The organism is Hyphomonas adhaerens MHS-3 (genome assembly GCF_000685235.1).
Taxonomy (GTDB): domain Bacteria; phylum Pseudomonadota; class Alphaproteobacteria; order Caulobacterales; family Hyphomonadaceae; genus Hyphomonas; species Hyphomonas adhaerens.
In genome coordinates this window covers 1908680-1928635 of record NZ_ARYH01000001.1, presented here as the reverse complement: position 1 = coordinate 1928635, position 19956 = coordinate 1908680, and the positions used below count along the sequence as shown (strand labels likewise).

Annotated in this window: 19 protein-coding genes; 6 read left to right on the top strand and 13 right to left on the bottom strand. The window is 63.6% G+C overall.

The genetic code is table 11. The annotated features are described in order from the left end of the window. The first annotated feature begins 19 nt into the window (after positions 1 to 19). Genes HAD_RS09505 through HAD_RS09480 form a run of 6 tightly spaced genes read left to right on the top strand, consistent with a single transcriptional unit; the run spans position 20 to position 5878 of the window. Positions 20 to 1927, top strand: a complete 1908-nt coding sequence (locus HAD_RS09505) for a methylmalonyl-CoA mutase family protein (protein ID WP_035570713.1) — start codon at positions 20 to 22, stop codon at positions 1925 to 1927. A gap of 8 nt (positions 1928 to 1935) precedes the next feature. Then, positions 1936 to 2280 carry a hypothetical protein gene (locus HAD_RS09500; protein ID WP_162177491.1) on the top strand — a complete coding sequence of 115 codons (345 nt, stop codon included), beginning with the start codon at positions 1936 to 1938 and terminating at the stop codon, positions 2278 to 2280. Further along, positions 2277 to 4439 carry a methylmalonyl-CoA mutase gene (gene scpA, locus HAD_RS09495; RefSeq protein ID WP_035570710.1) on the top strand — a complete coding sequence of 721 codons (2163 nt, stop codon included), beginning with the start codon at positions 2277 to 2279 and terminating at the stop codon, positions 4437 to 4439. The genes HAD_RS09500 and scpA overlap by 4 nt, the downstream gene beginning before the upstream one ends. Before the next feature lie 43 nt (positions 4440 to 4482). Then, on the top strand, positions 4483 to 5097 hold the full coding sequence (locus HAD_RS09490) for a class I SAM-dependent methyltransferase (protein WP_035570708.1): 615 nt from the start codon (positions 4483 to 4485) through the stop codon (positions 5095 to 5097). A 59-nt stretch (positions 5098 to 5156) separates the two neighbouring features. Next, positions 5157 to 5477 (top strand): YbjQ family protein, encoded by a 321-nt coding sequence (locus HAD_RS09485; RefSeq protein WP_035570707.1) that lies wholly within the window; start codon positions 5157 to 5159, stop codon positions 5475 to 5477. Positions 5478 to 5479: 2 nt separating this feature from the next. After that, positions 5480 to 5878 (top strand): metallopeptidase family protein, encoded by a 399-nt coding sequence (locus HAD_RS09480; protein WP_051596083.1) that lies wholly within the window; start codon positions 5480 to 5482, stop codon positions 5876 to 5878. Positions 5879 to 5882: 4 nt separating this feature from the next. Here the strand turns inward: HAD_RS09480 and HAD_RS09475 are convergent, their stop codons facing one another. The 13 genes from HAD_RS09475 to HAD_RS09415 all read right to left on the bottom strand — a co-directional run bounded on the left by HAD_RS09475 (position 5883) and on the right by HAD_RS09415 (position 19886). Then, complete coding sequence (locus HAD_RS09475; protein WP_035570705.1) at positions 5883 to 6278, bottom strand: GFA family protein; 396 nt, start codon at positions 6276 to 6278, stop codon at positions 5883 to 5885. Positions 6279 to 6297: 19 nt separating this feature from the next. Then, entirely contained in the window at positions 6298 to 7746 is a 1449-nt protein-coding gene (locus HAD_RS09470) for an amidase (RefSeq protein WP_035570704.1), read from the bottom strand. Positions 7747 to 7803: 57 nt separating this feature from the next. Then, positions 7804 to 8331, bottom strand: a complete 528-nt coding sequence (locus tag HAD_RS09465) for a periplasmic heavy metal sensor (RefSeq protein ID WP_035570703.1) — start codon at positions 8329 to 8331, stop codon at positions 7804 to 7806. Positions 8332 to 8336: 5 nt separating this feature from the next. Continuing rightward, positions 8337 to 8810, bottom strand: a complete 474-nt coding sequence (locus tag HAD_RS17970) for a hypothetical protein (RefSeq protein WP_156942214.1) — start codon at positions 8808 to 8810, stop codon at positions 8337 to 8339. Beyond that, positions 8807 to 9349 carry an RNA polymerase sigma factor gene (locus HAD_RS09455; RefSeq protein WP_035570700.1) on the bottom strand — a complete coding sequence of 181 codons (543 nt, stop codon included), beginning with the start codon at positions 9347 to 9349 and terminating at the stop codon, positions 8807 to 8809. The genes HAD_RS17970 and HAD_RS09455 overlap by 4 nt, the downstream gene beginning before the upstream one ends. Before the next feature lie 100 nt (positions 9350 to 9449). Then, entirely contained in the window at positions 9450 to 10082 is a 633-nt protein-coding gene (locus HAD_RS17965; protein WP_051596081.1) for an EF-hand domain-containing protein, read from the bottom strand. 71 nt (positions 10083 to 10153) lie between these two features. Further along, positions 10154 to 12841: a bifunctional [glutamine synthetase] adenylyltransferase/[glutamine synthetase]-adenylyl-L-tyrosine phosphorylase gene (locus HAD_RS09445; RefSeq protein WP_051596080.1), complete on the bottom strand. Its 2688-nt coding sequence runs from the start codon at positions 12839 to 12841 to the stop codon at positions 10154 to 10156. A gap of 2 nt (positions 12842 to 12843) precedes the next feature. Further along, entirely contained in the window at positions 12844 to 14244 is a 1401-nt protein-coding gene (locus tag HAD_RS09440) for a sensor histidine kinase (RefSeq protein ID WP_035570698.1), read from the bottom strand. A gap of 32 nt (positions 14245 to 14276) precedes the next feature. After that, entirely contained in the window at positions 14277 to 14951 is a 675-nt protein-coding gene (locus HAD_RS09435) for a response regulator transcription factor (RefSeq protein ID WP_035570696.1), read from the bottom strand. Between the two features lie 34 nt (positions 14952 to 14985). Next, positions 14986 to 16524: a Do family serine endopeptidase gene (locus tag HAD_RS09430; RefSeq protein WP_035570695.1), complete on the bottom strand. Its 1539-nt coding sequence runs from the start codon at positions 16522 to 16524 to the stop codon at positions 14986 to 14988. 664 nt (positions 16525 to 17188) lie between these two features. Then, positions 17189 to 17587 (bottom strand): cytochrome c-type biogenesis protein, encoded by a 399-nt coding sequence (locus HAD_RS09425; protein ID WP_035570694.1) that lies wholly within the window; start codon positions 17585 to 17587, stop codon positions 17189 to 17191. Further along, on the bottom strand, positions 17584 to 19464 hold the full coding sequence (locus HAD_RS09420; RefSeq protein WP_035570693.1) for a heme lyase CcmF/NrfE family subunit: 1881 nt from the start codon (positions 19462 to 19464) through the stop codon (positions 17584 to 17586). The genes HAD_RS09425 and HAD_RS09420 overlap by 4 nt, the downstream gene beginning before the upstream one ends. Next, positions 19461 to 19886: a cytochrome c maturation protein CcmE gene (locus HAD_RS09415; protein WP_035570692.1), complete on the bottom strand. Its 426-nt coding sequence runs from the start codon at positions 19884 to 19886 to the stop codon at positions 19461 to 19463. The genes HAD_RS09420 and HAD_RS09415 overlap by 4 nt, the downstream gene beginning before the upstream one ends. Between the last annotated feature and the right edge of the window lie 70 nt (positions 19887 to 19956).

Here is a 19956-nt window from a genome sequence, read left to right as displayed (position 1 = left end):
GCCAATAAACGGACCCATCATGGCAGACGATATCCTCCCGCTTTCCAGCACATTTCCCGACGCCACCGAAGCCGAATGGATGGCTGCGGTCGAAAAGGCCCTCAAGGGCCGTGGCATCGACACAATCACCCGCACCACGGCAGATGGGCTGAAGATCCGCCCGCTCTACCGTGAGAGCGATTTTCCCGCGTCTGAGGACCCGCTGGGCACGCCCGGCGTGGCGCCTTATCTGCGTGGACCGACGGCGGCGCCGGACCCGTGGCTGCCCTGGGATATCCGGCAGGCCTTTACCCATGCGTCGCCCTCGCACACGCATGGGGAAGTGCTGCGCGACCTGGAACGCGGCGTGAGTTCGGTTGAATTGAGCGTCGATCCGACCGGCCGAAACGGTGTCCAGGCCATGACTATGCCGGACTATGACATTGCCTTGAATGGCGTCGACGCGACCATCGCGGGCGTAGCGCTTGACCCGGTCATGACCTCCGGCACGCGCGAAGCCGCCTTCCTGGCCGAGTGGGCCCGGAACAAGGCCGACGCAAAACTCGACTTCAATATGGACCCGCTGGGCGCCCTCGCCCGCACCGGCACGCTGGCCGGTGGTCTGGACGCCGCCTTTGCCGAGGCAAGCGCGCTGGCCAAGGTCCTGGCCTCAAAATACCCCGCCGCGAACCTGTTCCGCATGGATGCCCGCGCCGTACATGAGGCCGGCGGATCGGAAGCGCAGGAACTCGCCGCGCTGATCGCCTCTGCGGTCGACACGCTGCGCCGCCTCGCGCCGCACATGGATGCTGCGGACGTGGTGGCGAAAACCATCTTCTGCCTCTCCCTGGACGCCAATTACGGCAACGGCGTTGCCAAGCTGCGCGCCGCGCGCCGGTTGTGGGCCCGCGTCGAAGAGGCACTTGGCCTTGAGGCCCGGCCCATGCGCATTCAGGGCTACAGTTCTGCCCGCATGCTGACCCGTTACGACGCGTGGACGAACATGCTGCGCAACACGGCGGCCGCCTTTGCAGGTGCCGTCGGTGGCGCAGACATCCTGACCATCCGCGCCTTCAACGAACCGCTGGGCACACCGGAAGAACTCGGCCGCCGCATCGCGCGCAACACCCAGCTGATCGCCATGGAAGAAAGCCAGCTCGGCCGCGTGGCGGACCCGACGGGCGGCGCCTGGTTCACCGAGACATTCGCCAGCGAACTGGCCGAAGCGGCCTGGGCCGAATTCCAGACGATCGAAGGCGAAGGCGGCTATGCTGCGTCCCTGATGTCCGGCGCCTTCCAGGGCCGCGTGAAAGCGACCCGCGACGCCCGCGCCAAGGACATCGCCAAGCGCAAGATCCCGGTCACGGGCGTTTCCGAATTCCCGCTGCTGGACGAGATTGCCGCCCCGGTGGCCGATGCGCCGCATTTGCGCAGCGGCGCGGAACTGACGGACGAAGCGCTGCAGGCGCTGCTGCCGGACCTGCCACCAGAGACGGGCGACGACGCAACCGCCGAGCCGCTGGAACCGATCCACCTCGGCGCCGACTTCGAACTCCTGCGCGACAGCGCCGCCGCGGCCGCCAAGCCGCCGGCGATCTATCTCGCCACGCTCGGCCCGCTCGCGGAATATACCGGCCGCGCAGACTTTGCCCGCAACCTGTTCGCCGCTGGCGGCCTCACCGCGAAAGAGCCGCCGGTGCCGCCCGCCTCCCCAGCCGACATTGCGGCTGGGTTCAAGGCGTCCGGTCTTCGCATCGCCTGCATCTGCGGAAGCGATGCCCGTTATGCTGACGAATCAGACGCCGCTGCCAAGGCCCTGAAAGAGGCAGGTGCGCAACATGTCTGGATCGCCGGCAAGCATGAAGGCGACGGCATCGACTCGCAGATCTTCATGGGCTGCGACGTGCTGCACAATCTGAAACTCGCCCACGCAGAACTGGGGCTGTGATCGCCATGATGCTGGAATTCACTCTCGATAACTGGGCCCACCACCCTTGCGTGAAGGGCCGCCCGGCAATTGAACGGGATGTGCGGGAAAACCGCGCCATCTTCGCCACGGCCGGATCAGGCGAGGACAGTGTCGCCCCGGTCGATTGCCCGCTGCCCGCCGTGCTCACGCGCGACAATGGCGACCGGGTGTCTGTGATCATCCTGCAGGCACAATGGTCCGCCGACCGGTCGGGCTATGTGTTTGGCGCCGTCGACCAGAACGGCAAGCCTTATGTCGCCACGTCCGGCGAAACCCTCATCCTGAAACAGCCGACCCCCGAATGGACGGCTAATCTGGAGATGTCCCGATGACCGACTTCCCCGATTTCACAAAACTCGACCTCGGCGCCCCGCACGCGAAGGCCGCCGCCCCGAAAACCGGCGAAGCCTGGGATACCCCGGAAGGCATCCCGGTGAAGACCGCCTATACCGAGGCGGACCGCGCCGGGCTGGACTATCTGGACGATTTTCCGGGGCTCGCCCCGTTCGGCCGTGGCCCCTACCCGACCATGTACACGAACCAGCCCTGGACGGTTCGTCAGTATGCGGGCTTCTCCACGGCGGAAGACTCCAACGCCTTCTACCGCCGCAACCTGGCCGCCGGTCAGAAAGGCCTCTCGGTCGCGTTCGACCTGGCGACGCACCGTGGCTATGACTCAGACCATGTCCGCGTGTCGGGCGATGTCGGCATGGCCGGTGTGGCCATCGACTCCATTCTCGACATGCGCACCCTCTTTTCCGGCATTCCGCTGGACAAGATGTCCGTCTCCATGACGATGAACGGCGCGGTTCTGCCGATCCTCGCGCTCTATATTGTGGCGGCTGAGGAACAGGGCGTCGGGCCGGAGAAGCTGGCCGGGACGATCCAGAACGACATCCTCAAAGAATTCATGGTGCGGAACACCTATATCTATCCGCCCAAGCCGTCGATGCGGATCATTTCGGACATCTTCGCCTATACGTCGCAGAACATGCCGAAGTTCAACTCGATCTCGATCTCCGGCTATCACATGCAGGAAGCCGGTGCGACGGCAGACCTGGAGCTCGCCTATACGCTGGCCGACGGCATCGAATATATCCGCGCCGGTGTGGCCGCAGGCCTCGACGTCGACGCGTTTGCGCCGCGCCTGTCCTTCTTCTGGGCGATTGGCATGAACACGTTCATGGAAGTCGCCAAGATGCGGGCGGCGCGCCTGCTCTGGGCGAAGCTCGTGAAAGAGAATTTCAATCCGAAGAATCCGAAATCCCTCAGCCTGCGGACGCACTCGCAAACCTCCGGCTGGTCGCTGACCGCGCAGGACGTTTACAACAACGTCATCCGCACCTGTCTTGAGGCCATCGCGGCCACGGGCGGCCAGACGCAGTCGCTGCACACGAACAGCTTCGACGAAGCGCTTGCCCTACCGACGGACTTCTCCGCCCGGATCAGCCGGAACACCCAGCTGTTCCTGCAACAGGAAGCCGGCGCCTGCCAGACGGTCGATATGTGGGGCGGCTCCTATTATGTGGAACGCCTGACGCACGACCTCGCCGCCAAGGCCCTCGCCCATATCGAGGAAGTCGAAAAGATGGGCGGCATGGCGAAAGCCATCGAGGAAGGCCTGCCGAAACTGCGCATCGAGGAAGCCGCCGCGAACACGCAGGCGCGCATCGACAGCGGCACGCAGACCGTGGTCGGCGTCAACAAATTCCTGCTGGACGAAGACGAAGACGTGCCGGTGCTGAAAGTCGACAACGCCGCCGTGCGCAAGATGCAGCTCGACAAGCTGGCCCGCCTGAAGTCCGAACGCGATGAAGCCGAAGTCACCGCCAAGCTGGACGCGATCGCCGAGGCTGCCGCTGGCACCGAAGGCAACCTCCTCGCGCTCGCCGTGGATGCCGCGCGCGCCAAGGCAACAGTTGGCGAGATCTCCGAAGCCGTCGAACGCAGCCAGGGCCGCCACCAGGCCATCATCCGCTCCATCAAGGGCGTCTATGGCGGCGGCGTGAAAGGCACCGAAAAAGCCGACGAAGCCATCAGCCTCGCCGAAGCCTTTGAGAAGCAGAACGGCCGCAAGCCGAAAGTCTACATCGCCAAGATGGGCCAGGACGGCCACGACCGCGGCCAGAAGGTCGTCGCCTCCGCGCTGATGGACCTTGGCTGGGACGTTGTGATCGGCCCGCTGTTCCAGACGCCGGAAGAAGCCGCCGCCGATGCGCGCGAACAAGGCGTGGACATCGTCGCCGCCTCCTCGCTCGCCGCCGGCCACCTGACGCTGGTGCCGGAACTGAAGCGCGCGCTCGGCAATGAAGGCGCGGCCAACGCCCGCATCATCGTGGGCGGCGTGATCCCGCCGCAGGACTTCGACGCGCTCTACGCCGCCGGGGCCTCCGCCATCTTCCCGCCCGGCACCGTCATCGCCGACAGCGCCCTGAAGATGCTGGAAATCCTGACCGGCGGGGATGATGGAGCGAAGACGGCGGCGGAATAACTCGGCCGATTGCCGGGGCGGAGGCATCTGATAGGCTTCCGCCATGGCCGAGCTGATCTCAACCTCCGGATACGCTGAAGAGGCGGATGACCTGTTCGTGCGGTATGAGGCGCTGTCGGCGCCAGAGACTCATGCGCACTGGCGTCATCTGTTTCCGGCGCCTCCGGTGCGCACTCTGGACATTGGTGCAGGCACCGGGCGCGACGCGGCCTGGCTCGCCTCGCTGGGCCATTCGGTGCTGGCGGTGGAACCCGTCGAGACAATGCGCCGGCGGGCGGCAAAGCTTCATCCGGAACCTCAGATCACCTGGCTGGAAGACAGCCTGCCGGAACTGGTGAATACACGCGCCCGCGGCGAGGCGTTCGGCATGGTGATGATGAATGCCGTCTGGATGCACCTGACAGCGGATGAACGCGCCATCGGCATGGACCGCGTTGCTGCGCTGTTGGTGCCGGGCGGGCGGCTGTTCATGAGCCTGCGGCACGGGCCCATTCCGGACGGACGCCGCATGTTCGACGTGACAGGCGAAGAAACCATCGCCCTCGCCGCGCCTTCCGGCCTCCGCCCCGTCAGCCATGTCCGCAGAAACTCCATCATGTCTGAAAACAAGGCCCGGGGCGTTGAATGGACCGCGCTGGTATTGGAAAAGCCCTCTTGAAACGCCGGGCCAGACTCCCCAAATATATCGTTATTCGATAATTAAAAGGATTGCCCCATATGCTCGTCACCACCACGCCTACGGTTCAGGGCCATGAGATCACCAAATATCTCGGCGTCGTTTGCGGCGAGGTCGTGATCGGGGCGCACCTTGGCAAGGATATCCTGGCCAGCCTGACCAATCTCGTGGGCGGGCGCTCCGAGGCCTATGAAAGCACGCTGCGCGAAACGCGCGACGACGCCATGGCCGAAATGATGGACGAAGCAAAGAAGCTGGGCGCCAATGCGATCGTCGGCACGAAATTCGACTACACCGTCATCGGCCAGTCGGGCTCGATGATGATGGTCGCGGTCTCCGGCACGGCGGTGACGCTCACGTGAGCATGCTGGACCAGACCGCTCCGACGGCAGAGGATATTCTCGCCCTCGCCGAAGCCTGCATCGCCCGCCTGCCCCAGCATATGCAGACCGCCGCAGGGGCGGTGCGCATCATCGTGGAAGACTATGCCGAGGACGAGATCCTCGACGAGATGAAGATCCGGGACGCGCTGGAACTGAGCGGTCTCTATTCTGGCGTGCCGCTGATCCATGAGAGCGTGACACACCCGTCGATGCAGTCGCCGCTGGTCTATCTCTTCCGCCTGCCCATCCTGTTCGAATGGGCCGCGCGGGGCGATGTCACGCTGGAGGAGCTGGTGAGCCACGTCACCATCCACGAATACGGCCACCATTTCGGCTGGTCCGACGAGGAAATGCACCGCATCCTCGACAGTCTGGACTGACGCCTCAGGCTTTCGACTTGTGCGCCAGCGTGTGGGCGTGCTGCTCCCAGTTCTGCCCGTCGAACCTGTTCACCGTGGCGTTCAGATCCTGCCAGTCATCGATGCATCGCCAGGTCACCGCGACGCCGTCCGGGTTTGACCGCGGGATGTAGAAGCTCTTCACCCCGCACGTCTTGCAGAAAAGGTGTTTCGCCGCGCCCGTGTTGAACGTGTACTCGGCAAGATTGTCATTCCCCTGCAGCAGGCGGAAACGGCTCGACGGAACGATGATGTGGATATTGCCCGACATCGCACAGATGGAGCAGTTGCAGTCTTCCACCTCGAAGGCATCCGGCAGGTCGACCTCCCAGCGCACCGCGCCGCAATGGCATCCGCCGGAATGGGTCTTCAGCTCACTCATCGTCTTTCGTCCGTCTGGTTCAGCCCACCCAGTGCGGCGGGCGTTTACCTGCCCATGGCCGGGCCTGTTCCAATTGTCCAGCCAGACGGAACAAAAGACTTTCAGACCCGAGCCGTCCGCCAAACATCATGCCAATCGGCAGCCCGCCTGGCGCGTCTTCGGTCGCATCGGTCCAGTGCAGCGGCACGGACATGGCCGGGCAGCCGGTCTGGTTGAAGATCGGGCAATGCGCGCCGAACCCGGCGAGCGCCTTGCCCATCGCATCGCCATCCTGCGCCAGCGACATGGTGCCCAGCTTGTCGGGCGCACGGTGCGTGACGGGCGAGAGGGTCAGGTCAAACCCGCCATCAATAAGGAATTGCTCATAGTCGATCGCGACCGAATTGAAGAGGTTGTTGGCCTTGGCCAGTTCCACCATCGGCACCGTACGGCCGAGCGCGGCCATGGACGCCGTGATCAGCTCCATCTCATCCTCGCGTACTGGCCGGCCCAGCATCTCGGAGCGGTCGTCGAAGGCGGCGGCAATATTGGCGGAGATCGTGAACAGCGCATATTTGGCGAGCAGTTCGCCGTCGAACTCCGGTCCGGTCTCGACCACGTCATGGCCAAGCTCTTCCAGAAGTTTCGCCGTCGCGACGAGACCTGCCTCCGCATCGGCGTCCGGCATCGTCCCGTTCGGCGCCTTGCGCCACAGAGCAATCCGCAACTTGCCCGGATCGCGGGACACTTCCTCCAGATACGGACGGTCCGGCAGCGGGGCGACATAGCGGCTGCCGGTTTCACGGCCATGGCAGGCATCCAGCAGGGCGGCGCTGTCCCGCACGCTGCGGCTGACGGCGTGGACGGTGGACATGCCGTTCCAGCCTTCGGTCCGCCCCGGCCCCATCGGCACCCGGCCGCGCGACGGCTTGATGCCGAACAGGCCCGTGCAGGACGCCGGAATACGGATCGATCCGCCGCCATCACTGGCCTGCGCGACCGGCAGCACACCGGCCGCCACGGCTGCGCTGGCCCCGCCGGACGAGCCGCCCGAGGTGCGCGTCAGATCCCACGGGTTTCGTGTCTGACCGTAAAGCGTGGATTCGGTCGTGGTGGTCAGGCCGTATTCCGGGCTGGTCGTCTGGCCGAAGAAGACAAGCCCTGCCTGGCGATAGCGTTCGGTCAGCACCGAATCCCGCTGGGCCACATTACCCTTCCAGGCAACCGAGCCATTGGTCAGCGGCGCGCCCTTCACCTCAACGGCAAGGTCTTTTGTGACAAACGGCACGCCTGCGAACGGACCGCTGCCGATGCCTGAGTCCAGCTGCGATTTGGCGAGGTCCGGATAAAGCGCGGTGAAACAGTTCAGCGTTTCCTGCGCCGCTTCCGCCCGTGTGACCGCCGCATCCAGCAGCTCTCCGGCGCTGACCTGTTTGCTGCGGACCAGCTCCGCCAGACCCAGTCCATCATAATCAGTGTATTCTCTCATTCGGCCCTCCCGTTTTGCCATCACTGTGGAACGGCAAGCGCCGAAAGGAAACCCTGCTCAGGGCTCGACGTCAGGTGGCGGCGGGGGCGGTCCGTCACCCGCCGGTCCGCTGCGGCCGTCCGGACCGCGCTTGTGCCGCGACCTGCGGTCCCCCGGCCCATGCCTCAGGATCCTGGCCATATGCTGGCGCTCTTCCACGGACATGGTGGCGAACAAATTCACCATCGCCTCATGCGTGGCCGCGTTCACGGCATCGTCCGCCGATCTCAATTCCTTGAATGCTTCCCGCATCGCATCGGCGTCATAAGGGTCAGCCGACACGGTTTCAGCCAGCCGCTTGCGCACGTCGGCACGGGCCGTCCGTTCCTCCGCGGAAGCCCTGAAGGCTTCCCGGAAAACACGTCTCATGACTTCGCGGCTACCATCATCGCGCGATCCCCAGGATATGCGTTCGGCCGGCGGACCATCCGGTTTTCCTCTCGGACCGGCCTGCAACAGAAAGCCTGCCAGAAGTCCCACCAGGATCATGTTTGCCAGCAGCGAAACGATCAGCCAAAACGGCCACCTGCGGGGGGTATCAGACATGTCACTCATTCTGCGGTCTCACTCATCAGGTCCAGGTCCCCGAAGCCGAGGGCCGCGTACATCACGGCGTCGGTCTCGTCCGTTGTCTGGGCGCTGGCCACCGAAGCGGGCAGCGAAACATTCACACCAATCATCAAACCCATGACCAGTGAGGCCACGGCGCCCGCAGGCAGCCAGCCTGGCAGGAATCGCCACAGGCCACGCTCCGGCCGGGCGGTCCGCGCGGGTTTCGGAGCGCTGGCCAGCAGGCTGTCACGCAGAGATGCCGGCACTTCGGTCTCCGGTACAATGTCCAGGAACTGATCCAGACGGCGGGCTTCATCCAGCGCCTTCGCAAACAGGCTGGGCGCCTCGTTCATGCGGCGCACGGCGGCGTCACGTTCTGCCTCCGGAAAGGCAACGGGATCGGCGCCATAGGCCTCGATCAGATCGAGGATCCGTTCGTCAGACAAGGTCGGTGTCATCCTTGGGTCCTTCATGCCACGCTCCGTTCGGCCAGTGTCGCCCTCAAGCTGCGCCGTGCGCGCGCCAGAAGGCTTTCCAGCGCTTCTTCACTTGTTTCCATGATCTCCGCCGCCTCCACCTGAGAGTGTCCCTGCAGGGCGCAGAGCGTCAAGGCAGCGGCCTGGCGCTCCGGAAGGGCAGCGATAGCGGTTTCGATCGCTTTCACCCGCTCGGTTTGCAGCAGGCGTTCAGGCGGCGTCAATTCCGGGTCCGTCATCTCCGGCAATTCACCGGGCAGCGATTCCCGCCGCTTGCGCAGGATATCGTAGCAGAGGTTGAGCGCGACACGATGCAGCCAGGTCGAGAACTTCGCCCGCGGCTCCCAGCCCGGCAGCGCTTTCCATGCGCGGAGGAATGTTTCCTGTGTCACGTCTTCTGCTTCCATCCGGTCGCCCAGCATCCGTGTTGCCAGGCCGAGAACACCCGGTGAGTACCGGTCGACCAGCCACGAGACGGCAGACGGGTCACCCGCCGCCGCCCGTGTGATCTGGTCGAGATCCGATACGAAAGCCACGGAACCGAGCTTACTCCGTTGAAGGCGGGATGCACGCACTCAATACGGTGAGACGTGTCGAATGCGTGCGATGCCGCCCACCAGGCCTGAGCCCGGTGTCCTATTCGTCTTCCGGGGGCGCCGGCATGTCATCCATGACCATACCGGAGCCCATTCCGGGACCCATCCCGCGGTATTTGCCGCGCTTGCCAGGGCCGCCGGGGCCCATCGGGGCGGACTCGAACTCTTCCTGGCTGATCGTGCCATTGCCGTCCGTGTCCATCTTCGCAAAGCGCGCGGCCTGCATCTCGGCGCTCTTCTCGGCCCATTGGGCCTGGCGCTCAGCTTTTTTCGCTTCCCACTTGGCTGTCCGCGCCGCCTGAACGGCCGCGACTTCGTCACGCGTGATCGACCCATCCTTGTTGGTGTCGTACCGGTCGAACATGTTGTCCACGCGGTCGCCGCGGCGCGATTCGAATTTCGATTTCATCTGGGCGCGCATGACATCCTGATGCGCGGACAATTCTTCCTGTGAAAGAACGCCGTCATCATTGGTGTCGATTGCGGGGAACATCTGGGCCTTGTGCGCCTTGATTTCCGCTTCGGAGACCGTGCCGTCACCGTCCGTGTCGAGCATTTTCATCATGTCTGAATGGCGCTGCATGCCGTCGCCGCGTCCACCATAAGCGGCGGCCGGAAGGGCGATGGCTGCAATGGCAGCCAGGGATGCTGTCGCGAGAACAATCCGTTTCATAAGGGGGTAGCTCCTCTCTTTAGCGGCCGCCATTGTGTCCAGGCAGCCAGTGTTTATAGAACGGGAGGAGGTCAGCTTTCCGTCGCACCGAGATGCAGTTTTTCGACAGCAAACTGGTGCAGCCTTGATTTTATGGAAGATAATTCGGTTTCCAGGTCGCGGAATGTGGACGCTTCCACCGCCCGGCAGAGCCGGTCACGCAGGCCCGCCGGCATGACATCCGAACGTGTTTCCGTACCGATGGCCACGCGCTGAACCTGCTGCAGCGCCTGGAGAAGACCCAGGCCATCGGCGAGCAGAAGGCGTTCCTCGATATTGAATGTCGAACACTGGATTGCCTCCTGTGTGGAGGCGCAGATCGCTTCCGGCTGGCCACCCAGAAGCATGTCCTGCTGGACGATGAACTCCACGTCGATCAATCCGCCCGCGGCCGTTTTCAAATCCCACAGCCCCTTGCCCGGCTTTTCGCGGTACAGCCGGTTGCGCATGTCGGTAATATCCGCCGGGATCGTATCCGCGTTGGTCCGTGCACGTTCCGTGATCGCATCTATGGCAATGTCCATGACAGCCTGGCCGAGCCCCTCATCGCCCACAACGGGGCGTAGCCGGGTCAGCGCCATATGCTCCCACGTCCAGGCTTCCTTGTGCTGATAGGATTTGAACGCTGGCAGGCTGACCGCGACAGGCCCGGCCCGGCCAGAGGGGCGCAGGCGCATGTCCACTTCGTACAGCGCACCTTCCGCTGTCGGTGCCGACAGGGCCGTGATGAGGCGCTGGGTGAAGCGGGTGTACCATTTCTGCGCTTCCATCGGATCGGCATCGTAAATCACGAGAATGTCGAGATCGGATCCGGCGGTGAGTTCCCTGCCACCCAGCTTGCCCATGGCGAATACGCCCCATTGGCCTGGCTGCGGTCCGTTGCGCCGCTCGGTTTCCCACTTCGCCGCCGCGGCCATTTCCCTGATCGTGTCGTCGGCCAGCGCTGTCCAGTATTCCGCTGCGTCGCGGGCCGGGATCAGGCCATGCAACAGGCGGTGCCCCGTCAGGAAGTGCTGGTCACGGTGATAGCGGCGCCAGGCATCCAGCGCACCATCGAAGCTCGTATCCGGTCCGATCTCGGGGCGGACAGGCGCCTGCCCGCTGACCAGCGACTCCAACAGGTCCGGACGGCGCGACAGGATCTCGGCCAGACGTGGCGCCAGCGCCAGCGTCGCGACCAGATCGTCCAGCAGATCCGGCTCCGCGAGCAGCATGGCCAGCGTCTGCACACCGGACGACAGACCACCGAAGAAGCGGGAAAACCAGCGGAATGCCTCGTCCGCCTCGCCCGTCTTGCCCATGTCTTCCAGCAGCCGCGGCAGGATGGCCGTCAGCAATTCCCGTCCGCGCCCTGTGCGCGTGGCCGGGACGCGGCCGCGGTGCCAGCTGCGAATGGTCTCAATGGCCGCGCTCGGATCGCTGAAGCCGAGGTCCTGCAGCGTTTCAACCGTCCCCGGATCATCGTCGACGCCGGTGAAGACGAAATTGCCTGACCGGGTTTCCCCGGCCGCACGGTCTTCCGCCGCGAACAGGGCATCATAGGCCGACTGCACGAGGCGGCGCGTTTCCAGAACGTCCCGGTCGAAGTCCTCAAGATTGCCGTAGCCGCTGAGAAAGGCGACGGCTTCACGGGCTTCAGGGTCCTTCGGCAGGGTATGTGTCTGCTCATCGTTCCGCATCTGGATGCGATGTTCGACATTGCGCAACTGGCGATAGGCTTCGGTCAGGTCGCGGGCCGTATCGTCCTCGACCACCCCGCCCGCGCGCAAGGCCTCCATCGCGCCCAGCGTGGTATTGTCCCGCAACTCCGGACGCCGGCCGCCAAGGATCAATTGCTGGGTCTGAACGAAGAATTCGATCTCACGAATGCCGCCCGGGCCAAGCTTGATGTCCGGGTTCGGTATATTGAACTCATGCGCCTTGGCCTTCGTGTTGATCATCCGCTTGATGGCCTGAATGTCGCCAATGGCCCAATAGTCGAGGTTCCGGCGCCACACATATGGCTCCATACCCTTCAGAAAGCGCTTCGCCGCGGCAATGTCGCCGGCGGCGGGGCGCGCCTTGATCCAGACCATCCGCTCCCAGTTCTGGCCAACACTCTCGTAATAGATCTCCGCCATGGCGGTGGAGACGGCGAGCGGCGTCGAGGACGGATCTGGCCGGAGACGTAAATCGGTGCGGAAGACGTATCCGTCTTCTGTCATGTCATCGAACATGCGCACGATGTCACGCGCAACGCGCTGGGCCGCCTCGCCGGGCGAGCGGTCGCCTCCGTCGAACACGTCCGGATCGTAAAAAATACAGAAATCGATATCGCTGGAATAGTTGAGTTCGAATGCCCCCATCTTTCCCAGCGCAATGGCGAAGATGCCGTCCCCAGACAGGCCGTAATGCGCAAGCGCCACTTTCAGGGCAGTGTCGACACATTCACAGGCCAGCTCGGTCAGCACCATGGTGACGTCCATCACATCCAGTGTGCCCGACAGGTCTTCCCCCGCCAGCGAGAGGTGGGTTGCCTGCTTGGCGCGCCGCAGGACGCGCATCGCCTCTTCAATCGGTTTTTGCCCAAGCTTGGGCAGCATACGGACCGTTTCGATCGCTTCCCGCCAGTCCCGGTCTTCCAGATCCCGGCCCGCCAGGCGCCGCAGATAGGGCGCCCGTTCGCAGGCCAGCTCCAGTGCCGCCTCAGGGGTTTGCGCGATGGGTCTTACGTTCAGCATGCTTATGCCCGCGGCAGCCTCAATGTTGCTTTCAGTCCGGGCGATTCCGCCGGGCCGTTCCCATCTGAAAGGATCAGCTCACCCCCATGCATTTCTGCAACCGATACGACCAGCGCGAGGCCAAGACCGCTGCCTGGATGGGTCCGCGCCGAATCCATCCGCTGGAACCGCTGAACCACTCGCTTGCGTGCATCCGGCGGAACCCCCGGCCCGGTGTCGACAACTGTCAGGTCGATCATGCCTGACGGTCCGCGCGCCACGGTCAGGCTGATCGTACCGCCCGCGGGCGTGTACTTGATGGCGTTGTCCAGCAGGTTCGACAGGGCCTGTCCGATCAGGTCCCGGTCGCCCAGCACCATGAGGTTCTTCGATATCTGGCTGCGGAAGGTTTGCTCGGCCTCATCACAGGCCGGCTCGAACAGTTCCGCGAGCTGTTCCGCCAGCTCGCTGACATCCATGCGCACCCGTTCGCCCTCGGCCCCCGCTTCCAGACGGGCAAGACGCAGGATTGCGTTGAATGTGCCGAGCACGCGGTCAACTTCTTCAACCGTTTCTTCCAGCGTCGCTTCAGCGCTCTCACGCGACATCGGCTCCGACAGGGCGATTTCCAGACGGTTCCGCAACCGGGACAGCGGAGACCGCAGATCGTGGGCAATGGCGTTGCCGGTATTGCGGGTCGATTCCACCAGTTTCTCGATCTGGTCGAGCATGGCGTTCATGCGCTGGCCCAGCCGGTCGAACTCATCACCTGATCCGCGCACGGGCACACGCCTTCCGAGTTCACCGCCCATGACCATTTCGGCGGTTCGCGCCAGTTCGTCGGCGCGCCGGGCTGCCCCGCGGGAGATCAGGAGCCCGCCCAGCAATGACAGGACGAGTCCGATCGGCGCCGCAATAAAGATTGCGTTCTGGATTCGCCCCACAATCGCCGTCTGCTGCGCGGTGTCGAAGGCAACAAGCAACGCCCCGCCATTGTCGCGCAGGCGCACGATACGTCCGGCGACGGGGCGGACGACTTCCGATCCATCAGGCTCTGTCAGCGTGACTTCGAAATAAACCGTCTGGACGTCGAGGTCGGGATTGTGCGCCGGCATGCGCTGAAAATGCCCGGCGATCCGGCGGCCCGAGGCATCTTCAAGGTAGTAGAAAAAGGTCGACCCGTTGCGGGTCATCCGCTCGAACACCGACTCGCTGAGACGTTCCATCCCGCCGGTGAAATAGGCATTGCCGAGCTGTTCGAATTCCAGGTCCATCCGCCGGTCCGATTCCGCGCGGATGTAATAGACGGTCGAGTAGTAGAGATAGACCAGCAACGCTGCCGAAAACGCCGCGAACATGGCGCTGTAGAGCAACGCCAGCTTGAATGTGGTGGTTCGCAGGAAAGTCGGGAGGGCGAATTTCATGGCTCGCTACTGCCAGCGCCCTACCCGTCCGTCTAGCCCTGCAGCCGATATCCGGCCCCGCGGACCGTGTGCAGCAGCGGCTCGTCGAATTCCTTGTCGATCTTGGCGCGCAGGCGCGAGACGTGAACATCGATCACATTGGTCTGCGGATCGAAATTATAGTCCCACACCTTCTCCAGAAGCATGGTGCGGGTCACAACCTGGCCAGCGTGGCGCATCAGGTATTCCAGCAGGCGGAATTCGCGCGGCTGCAGGTCGATCTTCTGGCCTGCCCGTGTGACCTTGCGGGTCAGCAGGTTCATTTCAAGATCGCCCGCCTTGAGCACCGTCACCGGGGGTTCCTGTCCCGGCTGGCGGCGTCCGAGGGCCTCGACCCGCGCCGCCAGTTCGGCCGGCGCGAAAGGCTTGGCCAGGTAATCCTCGGCGCCGGCCTTCAGGCCCTGCACCTTGTTCTGTACATCGCCCAGCGCCGACAGGAACAGCGCCGGTGTGGTGCCGCCCGCATCGCGGAATTCCTTCAGCAGCGTCAGGCCATCCTTTTCCGGCAACATCCGGTCAACGACCATGGCGTCGAAATCTTCCGACCGCGCTTTCGCCAGTCCACGTTCGCCATCGTCCGCCTTGTCCACCGAATGCCCGGCCTCGATGAGGACCTTTTCGATGAAGCCGGCCATTTCAGCATCGTCCTCGATCACCAGCACACGCATCGGATCCTCCTGAACTGTGTCTAACATTTGCGCCTCACTTGTCTTCACTGATGTCGATGGTGCGGTAGGTCGTGATCTGGCCCACGCGGACGGCAATCAGCACTTTGGTCCGGTTCGCCTTCTTGGCCGCATCGATGGCTTTCTTCAGAACCTCGACACTTGAGACCGGCTCATTATTGGCTTCCAGAATGACCATGCCACGCTGAAGCCCGGCTTCTTCGATCGCACCGCCCGGCTCGACTTCCAGGATGACAAGGCCCGCTTCGTCCTCGTCGAGGCCGAGACGCTGGCGCATCTCGTCATCAAGCGGCACAAAGGTGACGCCAAGCGAGTCCATGGTCGCTTCGTCGGCATTCTCGCCGGAACCTTCGGACAGGGCCGAGGCCGGGATACGCTGGGCGCTCAGATTGTCGCCCCGCTCTCCGACGACGACATTGATCGTCTGGCGCTTGCCGCCGCGCATGATGTCGAACTTGTTCGATGTGTTGGCAATCAGGCGCCCGACCAGGCGGGTTGTGGTGGTTGCGTCGCTGACCTTCTGCCCGTTCACGGACAGGATGATATCGCCGCGCTGCAGGCCGCCCTTGTCTGCCGGGCTGTCTTCGGTGACGTCGGCGATGATGGAGCCGTCATTGTTGGGCATGCCCTGGGCTTCGGCCATGTCCTCGGTCAGGTCCTGGATCTGCACGCCCAGCCAGCCGCGGGAGACGTGGCCGTTCTTGATGATGGCCTGCGTCACTTCCTGGGCCAGTTCTGCGGGAATGGCAAAACCGATACCGACCGAGCCGCCGGTCGGCGACAGGATCTGCGTGTTTACCCCGACGACATTGCCGTGCAGGTCGAAGGTCGGCCCGCCGGAATTGCCGCGGTTGATTGCGGCGTCGATCTGAAGAAAGTCCGTATACGGGCTGTCATTGCCGAGCTCCCGGCCATCCGCGGAAAGGATGCCGGCAGTGGCCGTGCCGCTGAAGCCGAAGGGATTACCAAGGGCCACAACCCAGTCGCCCTTGCGAAGATTGTGGGAGTTGCCGAACCGGACATAGGGGTAATGCCCCTTTTCCTTCACCTTGATGACGGCGAGATCGGTGTCAGGATCGGTGCCGACCAGTTCGGCTTCCATCTCGTCGCCATCCTTGTTGACCACTTCGATCTGGACGGCATTCTCGACGACGTGATTGTTGGTCACAATGTAGCCGTCCTGCGAGATGAAGAAGCCTGAGCCAAGCGACCGCGCTTCACGGGTCTGCGGCTCTGCGCCTTCTTCTTCTTGCTGGCGCCGCTGTTGCAGAAATTCATCGAGTCCCGGAAGACCTCGGAACTGCTCGAAGAACTCCTCCATGTCTCCCGTGTTGTTGACCTTGCGCTCGGACACCACGTTCACGCTGACCACGGCGGGTTCGACTCGCTCAATCAGATCGGCAAAGCTCATCGGAGCGCCAGCGGGCGCCTGAATGGCGATCGGCTGGGCACCTGCCTCGGGACTGAGAATCTGAGGCGCGATCGACAGGGTCCCAACCGCCGCCGCTCCAAAAAGCGCTGCAACCAGTGCCTGCCGAGAAATGCCAAGTTTCATGAATTCTCTCTCCAACTCTCTGAAATATCGCCGTTTGTACGATCGAACGTTACATAATCATACGAGCGGCAATGTGGTCATTAAAAGACAGTAAGTCGAATGGAATCAGGAGATCAGCCTTCTGCTTCATAATCGGTCGACAGCCGGCCGACAGCTCACCCGGTCCGTCCGGATGTGTCAGAGGCGGGTCGGCAGGGACGATGGCCCAGGTCGTATCCTTGCGGAAAAAGCATCTTCTCGGTCGGGTAGAGCCGGCCTCCGGCACGATATCTGAAACCCCCAAGGGTATTCTTGGTTATTCATACCGCGTGCATCAAGAAATGGAAAAAGCCCTTGAATTACTACAGTTTGCGAGACATACTAGTCTTCACTATAGATCAGAAGGGGCTGATTTGTGCGCTTGATTAACCGCATGCCTGACAGGCAGTTGCATCGTCGCGCCTTCGCCTCACGCCAGTTGCCGGCGCTGGAAGGGCCCAATCCCCGGGCCTACCGGTGTCAATCACCACTTCGTACTGCCTGCCTACTGCCAAGGTGGCACGCGAAGTCCCATTCAGACGTCAAGCAATGTCCCCACCCAGCCTGACGGCTATTCCCACGGGGGTCGGCGCCGGCAAACCCAACCCCTCACAATTTCGCGATGACGTTCGGCAGGACGGTGGAGTCAGACGTCTTCCGGTTCGATCTGGTCCACGACCGTCCGTTTCCGCCGCGCGGTGAGGAAACCGATCAGCGCGCCAATGGCGAGCAGGACGAACGGGCCGACCCAAAGCAACAGGCCGCTGAGATTGTTGCTCTTCGGACGGAACAGGACAAACTCGCCATACCGGCTCTCGAACCAGTCACGCACTTCCTGGTCGGTAGATCCTTCCCCGACCATTTCGCGGATGCGCATACGCATGTCTTCGGCAATCGGCGCCGCGGACTGGGACACAGGCTCATTCTCGCACGCCACGCAGCGAAGTTCCCGCATCAAGGCCTGCGCGCGCGCCTCCTCTGCTTGATTATCCAGCGGCACGTCGGCGGCCAGTGCGATCACGAGAGACAGGAACAGCGCTTTCATCGCTTCACTTTCACCATGCAGAGAGCGCCGCCAAGGCCAATCAGGAGCACGCCGAAGTATACGAAATCGATCAGCGGATTGAAGTAGACCCGGAACACCCAGCGCGCCTGCCCGTCCACGACGCGTTGCTCGCCCAGCGCCGCATAGAGGTCGCCCGTGCCGGTCTTGTAGATTGCCGTCTCCGTCGTCGGCATACGTGCGGCAGGATAGTAACGCTTCATCGGCTCCAGTACGGTTTTCACCCCGCCCTTCACCGCTGTCAGGACGGCCTTGTCGGCGTACCAGTTCGGCCCTTCGATCGAGCCGACATCATCCAGCGTCAGTGTCCAGCCAGCCGCCTGGCCGGACCCGCCTTCGGACAGCGCGACAGTTGTCTCGTAGCGCCCGGTCGTCTCGATCACGGCGCCGATGATGAACAGGCCAATTCCCATATGCGCCAGCGTCATGCCCCAGACACGCGGTGACACACGAAACACCCGCTTCAGCGTGACGGCGCGACGCCGGAGTTCCCACAAGGCGCCGCCGATCAGCCAAACGCCAAGGGCCAGCCCAAATGCTGCCCCCAGCGAGATATTCCACACACCAACGCCCAACGCGGCGAACACGGCGACCAGCGCGGCGCCTGCAATCGCCCAACGTGACCATTGTTTCAGGTCGGCCTTGCCCCAGGCCCAGCTCTGCGCCACGGGCAGCAGGATCAGGAGAATGGCCAGGATCGGCACGAAGGTCAGCCGGAAATATGGTTCGCCAACGGACATTGTACGCCCCGCCGCTTCGGCCATCAGCGGGAACAGTGTGCCCAGCAGGACGGTCAGCGCTGCCACGATGAGCACGATATTGTTTGCCATCAGCGCGCCTTCCCGGCTGGTGACCAGCCAGGGCTTCGCGCCTTTCAGGACCGGCCCGCGCCAGACGAACAGGCCGAGCGCGAGCACGCCATAGACCATCAGTCCAAACAACAGGACCATCCCGCGTTCCGGATCGACGGCAAAGGCGTGAACCGATGTCAGCACGCCCGAACGCACAAGGAACGCGCCCATGATCGAGAACAGGAAGGCCAGCACGGCCAGCAGCGCGGTCCAGGCGGAAAAGTTCTCGCGCTTTTCCGTGACGATGACGGAGTGCAGCAAGGCGGCGCCGATCAGCCAGGGCATCAGCGAAGCATTCTCCACCGGATCCCAGAACCACCAGCCGCCCCAGCCGAGCTCGTAATAGGCCCAGTATGATCCCAGCGCGATGCCGAAGGTGAGCGGTACGAAGGCGGCAAGCGACCAGCGCCGGGCCTCCTTGGCCCACACCCGGTCGATCCGGCCTTCCATCATGCCCGCTGCGGCCAGCGCAAAGACAAAGGAATAGCCGACATAGCCCAGATAAAGCATCGGCGGGTGGAACGACAGCGCAGGGTCCTGCAACAACGGGTTCAATCCCGCCCCCTGGAACGGTGCCGGATCCAGCCGCAGATAAGGCGAGGATGCAAACAGCAGGTAACCCATCGCCCCCGCGGCCAGGAAGCCCTGCACGCCGAGCGCACGCGCCTCGAAACGCTCCCGGCCGGTCTTCATCAAGGCCGCCGCCGCGGCGCCGAAGGCAAATGTCACCAGCGCCCAGAGCGCCATGGAGCCTTCATGGTTCCCCCAGGTGCCGGCGATCTTGTAGAGCATCGGCTTCAGCGTGTGGGAATTGCTGGCCACCAATTTGAGTGAAAAATCCGACACGGCAAAGGCATGCACCAGCGTCAGGAAGGAAAACGCCATAAGGCCGAAACCGGTGACGGCGGCCATGCCTGCCCAGCGGCGGTCGCCCCTCAGGCCGAAGACCGTCTGCGCCAGCGCGGCGCCCAGCGCCAGAAAGGCCGCAAAGTGCCCGGCTTCGATCATCCGCCGATTGCCTCGGGCCGCAATTCACGTGGCTGGTAGTTCTCGTCATGCTTGGCGAGGATCTGGCGGGCGGTGAATGTCCGGTCGGCATTGAACTGGCCAATGGCGACGACGCCTTGCCCTTCGCGGAACAGGTCCGGCGCAATGCCGGTGAACGACACCTTGATGTCGGCATCGCTGCTGTCGATCACGGTAAACATCATGGTGGCGCCATCCGCCGAATAGGTCAGGGAGCCAGGCTCGACCCAGCCGCCGACCTTCACCTCACGTCCCTCTTTCGGCAGGCCTTTCTCGGCCAGCGTGTGAGGCGTGTAGAACAGGTTGGCATTCTGGCGCAGGGCCATGAACGCAAGGCCCGCTGCGGCCAGCAGCAGGACGGCGGCGATGCCAAACGTATAGAGTCGTCGAGTGCGTGCGCGCATGCGGGTCTTATAGAGCGCAATGCGCAGAAATGGGAGTGCGGCAGATGCATCGCACCTGCCGCCCGTCCCG

Coding starts and splice junctions, on each gene's coding strand:
- HAD_RS09505 (WP_035570713.1), top strand. CDS start 20: ATGGCAGACGATATCCTCCCGCTTTCCAGCACATTTCCCGACGCCACC.
- HAD_RS09500 (WP_162177491.1), top strand. CDS start 1,936: ATGCTGGAATTCACTCTCGATAACTGGGCCCACCACCCTTGCGTGAAG.
- scpA (WP_035570710.1), top strand. CDS start 2,277: ATGACCGACTTCCCCGATTTCACAAAACTCGACCTCGGCGCCCCGCAC.
- HAD_RS09490 (WP_035570708.1), top strand. CDS start 4,483: ATGGCCGAGCTGATCTCAACCTCCGGATACGCTGAAGAGGCGGATGAC.
- HAD_RS09485 (WP_035570707.1), top strand. CDS start 5,157: ATGCTCGTCACCACCACGCCTACGGTTCAGGGCCATGAGATCACCAAA.
- HAD_RS09480 (WP_051596083.1), top strand. CDS start 5,480: ATGCTGGACCAGACCGCTCCGACGGCAGAGGATATTCTCGCCCTCGCC.
- HAD_RS09475 (WP_035570705.1), bottom strand. CDS start 6,278: ATGAGTGAGCTGAAGACCCATTCCGGCGGATGCCATTGCGGCGCGGTG.
- HAD_RS09470 (WP_035570704.1), bottom strand. CDS start 7,746: ATGAGAGAATACACTGATTATGATGGACTGGGTCTGGCGGAGCTGGTC.
- HAD_RS09465 (WP_035570703.1), bottom strand. CDS start 8,331: ATGTCTGATACCCCCCGCAGGTGGCCGTTTTGGCTGATCGTTTCGCTG.
- HAD_RS17970 (WP_156942214.1), bottom strand. CDS start 8,810: ATGAAGGACCCAAGGATGACACCGACCTTGTCTGACGAACGGATCCTC.
- HAD_RS17965 (WP_051596081.1), bottom strand. CDS start 10,082: ATGAAACGGATTGTTCTCGCGACAGCATCCCTGGCTGCCATTGCAGCC.
- HAD_RS09445 (WP_051596080.1), bottom strand. CDS start 12,841: ATGCTGAACGTAAGACCCATCGCGCAAACCCCTGAGGCGGCACTGGAG.
- HAD_RS09440 (WP_035570698.1), bottom strand. CDS start 14,244: ATGAAATTCGCCCTCCCGACTTTCCTGCGAACCACCACATTCAAGCTG.
- HAD_RS09435 (WP_035570696.1), bottom strand. CDS start 14,951: ATGCGTGTGCTGGTGATCGAGGACGATGCTGAAATGGCCGGCTTCATC.
- HAD_RS09430 (WP_035570695.1), bottom strand. CDS start 16,524: ATGAAACTTGGCATTTCTCGGCAGGCACTGGTTGCAGCGCTTTTTGGA.
- HAD_RS09425 (WP_035570694.1), bottom strand. CDS start 17,587: ATGAAAGCGCTGTTCCTGTCTCTCGTGATCGCACTGGCCGCCGACGTG.
- HAD_RS09420 (WP_035570693.1), bottom strand. CDS start 19,464: ATGATCGAAGCCGGGCACTTTGCGGCCTTTCTGGCGCTGGGCGCCGCG.
- HAD_RS09415 (WP_035570692.1), bottom strand. CDS start 19,886: ATGCGCGCACGCACTCGACGACTCTATACGTTTGGCATCGCCGCCGTC.